Here is a 6,759-nt window from a genome sequence, read left to right on the forward strand (position 1 = left end):
TGCTGATTCAGTATGTGGTGATTGGTGTGACGATGATCTTTGTCGACCTGATTGTCATGGCGGGCTACACCGGGCTGGCGTCGAAGGTGCTGCGCCTGTTGCGTACACCGCAGCAGCAGAAGCGCATGAACCGCACGTTTGCCGGGCTGTTCATCGGTGCAGCGGCGTTTATGGCAACGTTGCGCAAAGCGGCGGCGTAAACCTTTCAGGCAGAAAAAAGGCGACCTCGTGAGGTCGCCTTTTTCATTTCTACCGAGACATCGGGGCAAGCGAGCTTTTGTGGCGAGGGGATTTATCCCCGTTGGACTGCGCAGCAGTCCTCATCTTCTTGAATCAAGAGCGAGGGCCGCTTCGCGACCCAACGGGGATAAATCCCCTCGCCACAGAGTTCCTCGCCACAAAGGCCTCAGATCCGGCTCAGTGCAAAATCACCGGCGCGGTATCACGCGGCAGATTGTTGCGCTGTGGTGCTTCGCGCGGCTGCTCGTAGCCGCCACCACCGAGCTGCATGCTCAGTTGCCCGGCCACGTCTTCCCCCAGTGCTTTCGACACCTCACGCACCACCCGAGGACGGTTCAGCGAGATCTTGATGTCGCGGCCGTTCACCAGTTTGGTGTCCTGCGCTTCACCCATCGCCGTGAAGGCCGAGGTGATCTCGTAGGTCTTGGTGTTGATCAGGCTGAAATCCGCCACCAGCGTCAGGCCCAGCACCGCCGAATAGCTGTCGGTGTGCGCCAGTTCGTTCATGTCCTGGGTGAAGTCGATGTCCGACACGGTGCCGAACAGCACATAGTCGGCACCCTTGAAGTTGCCGGCCTTGATGCGCTTGATCACGTCGTAGATGTCACCCTTGGACGACGCGGTGTACGGCGTGCCCTGCACCAGCTGGAACATGCCGGTGCGCAGGATTTCACCCTTGATGTCGCCGGTGAATTTACGCAGTTCACCCTGTTCGATGTAGCTGGTGGTCGCTTCCAGCTCGTTGTAGTTCGAAGAACCACTGGAGCTGTAGTAACCCTCGCGGTAATTGCTCTGCGCTGAAACGATGTGGATGTATTGCTCCACGCGCTCCTGATACGCCAGATCCGTCACCGCGACTTTCGGGGCCGCTTGCACGCTGAACGCGCAAGCCAGGGCCATCATGCCAATCCATGTGCGCATTGATTAACGCTCCGTGGTTTTGCGGATCTCTTTTTCGTCCATCCACTCGGCCAGACCGCTTTCAACGTCGATCAGTTGCAGGCTGAATTTGTAGAAGACGTCCTTGTAGTCGCTGCTGCGCTTGACGATCGAGCTGATCGAGCCTTCGATGCGGTACTTGGCGGCAACCATGTTGCCAGTCTTGGCCACGGTGCTTTTCTTGTACAGGCCGCTCTGGTTTTGCAGCTTGAGCTGGTCAACCTGGCTCTGCATGGCGTTGTTGTCGCTGGCGAAACGGGCCACGCCGGTTTTCATCAACTGGGTCTTGATGCTGGTGGTGATCTCACGCGTGTCGATGTACTCGCTGGTCTTGTTCTTCACGTCGTAGACCTGAACCACCGGGCGACCCTGCAGGATGCCGGACTGGGCCAGGGAACGGGTCATCGACTCGGCAATCATTTGCAGGTCGGTCGAACCGAATTCGTTGGTCACGGTTTCAACCGCTTTGGTGTCGCCGTAGCTGATGTTCTTGCTGCCCAGGGTCGGCGAAGTGTTGGCGCAACCGGAGGCCAGCAGGGCGAGGACGGCGATGCAGGAAAAGCGTGCAAACATGGGAATGCTCTCTCAAACAGAAATAGGGTGGCGGACTTAAGGCGTCTTGAGTTCCAGACGGAAATCCACGGCTTTCGGCGTCGGCGCGATGCCCTGGATGAAGCTGGTCTGGGCGCCGTACATCATCTGGCTTTTCCAGACTTCTTCCTCGGCGATCGGGAAGCCTTCTGCGCCAAGCCAGGCGAAGCGGTAGTAGAACGTCTTGTTGCTGTTGAGCGTGTTGCTCAACTGCACATTGACCGTCATGAAGCCGTTTTCGCGGGCGACGCGCATGGCGCCGACGACGATGTGTTTCTGCGGCCCCATGGCCACGACCTTGCTCGCGGCGCTGCCCGGCTCTGGCGGTGGCGGGGTGGCGCAGCCGCTCGCCAGCAAGGCGAGGGCGGCAACGGCGATGAGTTTGAAGCGCATGCAAAGACTCCGTTCTTAAGGTTGTTTGAGGCTGGCGACGTTGGTCGCGCCGGCGCTCGGGATCACGTGGGCGGCGATGCCACCGGCGAATACTTGATTGCCCACGGCGCGCAGGCTGATCACCTGATAACGCTGGTCGACGGTGACCTTGACCACCGAACCGCCCACGGCGCTCGGCAGGCTGACCTGGTGCTCGCCTTTCTTCAAGCGCAGACGCACCACCTGGGTGTTGTCCGGCAGGGTGCGCCACGTACGGGTATCGGCACCTTCCAGCACAGCTGAAGAGATACCCACGGCCAGACCCGCGAGCGGGTTGGTTTCGTTGATCTTCTTCTGCGCCACACCTTTGGTGATTGCGCGCACGGTGGTGCGCACGATGATCCCCGGCATGTCATCGCGCAGGGCGCGGCGGGACATGGCGGTGGTGCTGTTGAGGGCGGTCAGGTTGACTTGCTGGCCATCGACGCCGATCTGCGCGAACGGCGCAGTGGAGGTGTCAGGCTTGATGATCGGGAACGACAGCGGAGTGATCACCACGTTGTTGGAAATCGGCAATGGCAGCGGTACGCGGATCGAGTCGCGCGACGGCGCCAGGCCGCTTTGCACCACGATCAGGATGTCGCTGTCGTCAGACTTGGACGGCTTGTCGAGGTTGACCAGTGCCTGTTCCAGCAACGGTGTGTTCGGCCGCAGTTCGGCCGCTTTGCGATAGCCCGGTGCAGCCAGATCCTTTTCACCCAGGGCTTCGTAGACGAAACCGGCCAGGTAATGGCTGAACGCACTCTGGTAGCTGTTTTTCAGGCTGACCACTTCCGGCGCATCGAGGCTGGCGACCGGGTAACCCTGCAGATCCTTGTACTGGGTCTTGATCCCTTCTTTCTCGGCCTCTTCTTCGCTTTTCAGGTATTCCTTGTCGCGCAGGTCGGCGATCACCGCTTCACGTTCGTGGGTCTTCTTGATCGCGGTGCGGGCGCCGTCGAAGTCATTGACCGCCAGCAGGTTGAGGGCCATCTGCGTGGTCAGCATGACTTTTTCGTAGTCGTAGCCCTCGTAGCGACGCACTTTGTCGTTGACGATGAAGCTGCCGAACTGGGCCAGGTATTTGGCGCTGTCGAGCTTGACCGCATCTTCCCACTGCCCGACCACCTGATCGGCGCTGGTCCAGGCGTTCTGGCTGCCGGACAGGTCGCCTTTGGCGCGCAGCAATTCACCTTTCTCGAAGTAATAGAGCAGGTCCTTGTCGGGGCCGGTGTTGTTCTTTTCCAGCAGGGTCAGGGCGGCATCGACGTTGCCGCTGGCCAGTTGCTGGTTGGTCTGGGCCAGTTCCGAGTCGTAGTTGCGAAACGCTGAACAGCCGGATAGCAGGGTGATGGCGCTGAGCGCGATCAGAGTGGGGGCGCGGAATGCCATGGGGGGTACTTCTTCCCTGGAGTAAATGCAGCCGCGAATGCTGGTCGGGCTGAGGTGACCCATCGACAGTGGCGCTGGCCTCCTGCCAATTCCTCATAACAAGAGGAGCTTTAATGCCTCATCGCAATAACGAAGGCGCGGCATTATAGGCGGGCGGTGCTGGCTATGTAATAGCTTTTTAATCGCACTTGTTAGTTTGGTGCTATCACTTATTTCAGGCCGGATACTCGATTTTCCGGAGATGGCCTGGACTGAAAAGCGCTGCCGTTCGCGTAGATCCGCGCGCCCAGCACGCGCAGACCAATCATCTGGCGGTTCTGGTCGATGCGGATTTTCAGTGGAGTCGCGGCATTCGGCAGGCTGATCAGATGCTCGCCCTTTTTCAGGCGCAGGCGCACGACCTGCGTCAGGTTAGGCAGAGTGCGCCAGGTGCGGGTATCGGCCTGTTCGAGATTGTCCCAGTGGGTCACGTAGGATGCCTTGCTCGGGTTGCGTCGATTGTCCGTGCCCTGAACATCTGCCGCGAGGAATGCCCGGTAGGTCGTGCGCTGGATAATTCCGGGCATGTCGTCACGCAGGGTGCGCAAGGACATGTCAGTGATGCTGTTGACCTCGATCAGTTTTTTCTGCCGACCGTCGATGCTGACCTGACTGATCGGCGCGGTGGAGGTGTCCGGCACCATCACCGGAAACGAAATGTTCGCGACGATGACTTGCCCGTCCGCCAGTTTCACCGGGTAAGGCACACGAACCGAACTGCGGGCGGGTGCCAGGCCACTTTGCACAATGATCAGCACATCGCTTTCGTCAGCCTTGAGCCCCGGGCTGTCGAGGTCGTGCAATGCCTGTTGGAAAAAAGCCATGTCCGGGCGCAGCTCGATGGCCTGACGGTAACCGGGCGCGGCGAGGTCCTTTTCACCCAGGGCTTCATAGGTGAAGCCGGCGAGATAATGACTGAATGCACTTTGGTAACCGTTTTTCAGGGCAATCACCGCAGGCGATTCGAGCATCACCACCGGGTAACCCTGCAGATCCTTGTAATGCACGCGTGCGCCCTGAGCCTTGGCGGCCTCCTCGATTTTTTCGTATTCCAGTTCCCGTTGCCGGGCGATCAGCGCTTCGCGCTCGTGGGTTTTCCTGATGTCGGCGCGGGCGCCATCGAAGTCATTTTGCGCCAACTGATTGAGGGCCATTTGCGTGGTCAGCATGACCTTTTCATAGTCGTAGCCATCGTAGCGCCGCAGCTTGTCGTTGATGATGCTGCCCCAGTGATCACCCATCGCGGCAAGCAACTTGTCGCCGGTGGTTTCGATCGTGTCCTGGTGCTCGATGATCATCTGCTCGGCGCTGCGCCAGGTTGTCTGGCTCTGCGCAAACTCGCCGCCAGCACTCAGTACGGCGCCCTTTTCGAAATAGTAGAGCAGGTCTTTTTCCGGATCCGGATTGTTCGTTTCGATCACGGACAGGGCGCCGTCGATATTGCCCGCCTTGAACTGGTCAGTGGTCTGTTGCAGTTCCAGATCGTAATTGCGATAGGCAGCGCAGCCGCTCAGTTGCACAGCGGCGGTGATTAGCAGGGGCAGGAGCAAGCGATGGCGCATGAAGGGGAGTCATCCTTGGACGGGAAATGCGGCGAGGTGGCGCATTATAGGGGGCAATAGTGGCCAAGTGCTTCGCCGTTTTTGTATGTCCATTGCACCGGCAATGGGCGGCGCGCAGCGTGCCGGGTGGTGGGATGGGCAACGTGATTGAGCTAGCCTTGCCGGTCTGACGCCTTACCAATCCCGGGACTTCAATGAACCAGCTGCAAGCCATGCGCGCCTTTTGTTGCATTGTCGAGTGTCGCGGATTCAGCGCCGCTGCCGAGCGACTCGACACTACCCACTCGACCATCTCCCGGCAGTTGCAGCAACTGGAAAGCGAACTCGGCACGCGCCTGATCAACCGCAATACCCGCCGTTTCAGCCTGACCACGGCGGGGCAGCAGTATTACGCGGCGTGCGTGGACATTCTCGAGCGTCTTGATCAGGCTGCGCTGGCAGCGGGGCAGGCTCACGAAAGTCCCAGCGGTGTGCTGCGCATCAGCGCGCCGATGGTCATCGGTACGCTGGAACTGGCGCACTGGTTGCCGGTGTTTCAACAGCGCTATCCCGAGATCGAGGTGGACCTGTCCTGCGATGACCGCTTCGTCGACCTGATCGCCGAGGGCTTCGACGTGGCGTTGCGCATCTGCGGGCCATTGGACGATTCGTCATTGGTGGCGCGCCTGCTGACCGTTTCGGACATGTTGCTGGTGGCGTCACCGGGCTACGTCGCCCGTCATGGCCTGGTCCGTCAGGTGCGCGAGCTGACCGGACATCAGTTACTGGCGTTTGCCGGCGGCAGCGACTGGCTGCTGACCGATGCGCGTGGGGGCACCAGCAGCGTGCGCGCGCAAGGCCGGTTCAAGGCCGACTCGATCAGCTCGTTGCACGCTGCGGCGCTGGCCGGTGTCGGCATTGCCGCGTTCACCCGGGCTACGGTGCAGGACGATCTGCTGGCGGGGCGGCTGGTGCAGATCCTGCCCAATTGCAGCCTCGGTCAACGCCACTATTACGCGCTCTATCCCCATGCCCGACACGTGGCGCTCAAGGTGCGGGTGTTTGTCGAATTCATGCTCGAACACTACCGAAACGCGTCGATGCCATTGCGCTGAACCGGTTCTCCGTCGACAAAGCTTGAGTGAAAGGCGTTCGAAGTGAACAATATGTAACTTCGCATTTCCATTTGAGAATTCTTCATGACTGCCGCGTCCCGTTTCCTGGCCTGGCTGGCGTTTCCGTTGCTTGCCTTGAGCAGCTTCAATCTGCTCGCCGATACCGTGGAAGGCGCCCCGCAGGCGCTGCACTTGCTCGATTACATCAGTGCGGATTACCCGCCGACGGTGGCGGCGGGCAAGGTTGTCGACGACGGCGAATACCGCGAGCAACTGGAATTCACCCAGGTGCTGCAAGGCCTGATCGCCGGCATGCCGGTCAAGCCGGAGAAGGCGGCGCTGGAGCAAGGCGTCGCGGCTCTGCACGCCGCTATCAGCGCCAAACAGGACGGCGCCGAAGTCGCCCGTCAGGCCCGGCAGCTGGGGGCACAACTGGCGGTCGCGTATGAAGTCAGCCAGGCACCGATCATTACGCCGGATCCCATCCGCGG

General features: G+C 60.3%; 6 protein-coding genes and 2 pseudogenes. 3 read left to right on the forward strand and 5 right to left on the reverse strand.

Going from position 1 to position 6,759, the window contains the following annotated elements:
* Nucleotides 1-200, forward strand: a pseudogene (locus tag DBR24_RS02640) (threonine transporter RhtB); the annotation flags it as partial.
* Nucleotides 201-417: 217 nt separating this feature from the next.
* Here the strand turns inward: DBR24_RS02640 and DBR24_RS02645 are convergent.
* The 5 genes from DBR24_RS02645 to DBR24_RS02665 form a co-directional block, all read right to left on the reverse strand.
* Nucleotides 418-1,161: a penicillin-binding protein activator LpoB gene (locus tag DBR24_RS02645; RefSeq protein WP_123469752.1), complete on the reverse strand. Its 744-nt coding sequence runs from the start codon at nt 1,159-1,161 to the stop codon at nt 418-420.
* 3 nt (nt 1,162-1,164) lie between these two features.
* The gene (lpoB, locus tag DBR24_RS02650; RefSeq protein WP_123469750.1) at nt 1,165-1,752 is read right to left on the reverse strand and encodes a penicillin-binding protein activator LpoB; all 588 of its coding nucleotides are present in this window, start codon (nt 1,750-1,752) and stop codon (nt 1,165-1,167) included.
* Between the two features lie 36 nt (nt 1,753-1,788).
* The gene (locus DBR24_RS02655; protein ID WP_064379914.1) at nt 1,789-2,163 is read right to left on the reverse strand and encodes a YcfL family protein; all 375 of its coding nucleotides are present in this window, start codon (nt 2,161-2,163) and stop codon (nt 1,789-1,791) included.
* Between the two features lie 15 nt (nt 2,164-2,178).
* A complete protein-coding gene (locus tag DBR24_RS02660) occupies nt 2,179-3,573 on the reverse strand; it encodes a COG3014 family protein (protein WP_123469746.1) in 1,395 nt (464 codons plus the stop codon).
* A 209-nt stretch (nt 3,574-3,782) separates the two neighbouring features.
* A complete protein-coding gene (locus tag DBR24_RS02665) occupies nt 3,783-5,174 on the reverse strand; it encodes a COG3014 family protein (RefSeq protein ID WP_128613821.1) in 1,392 nt (463 codons plus the stop codon).
* Nucleotides 5,175-5,368: 194 nt separating this feature from the next.
* Between DBR24_RS02665 and DBR24_RS02670 the strand changes: the two genes are divergently transcribed.
* Both DBR24_RS02670 and DBR24_RS31400 read left to right on the forward strand, forming a co-directional pair.
* Nucleotides 5,369-6,268, forward strand: coding sequence for a LysR family transcriptional regulator (locus tag DBR24_RS02670; protein WP_128613822.1), 900 nt, complete (start codon nt 5,369-5,371; stop codon nt 6,266-6,268).
* A gap of 84 nt (nt 6,269-6,352) precedes the next feature.
* Nucleotides 6,353-6,759, forward strand: a pseudogene (locus DBR24_RS31400) (cystathionine gamma-synthase); the annotation flags it as partial.

It is taken from the genome of Pseudomonas sp. HMWF006 (assembly GCF_003061205.1).
GTDB lineage: Bacteria > Pseudomonadota > Gammaproteobacteria > Pseudomonadales > Pseudomonadaceae > Aquipseudomonas > Aquipseudomonas monsensis.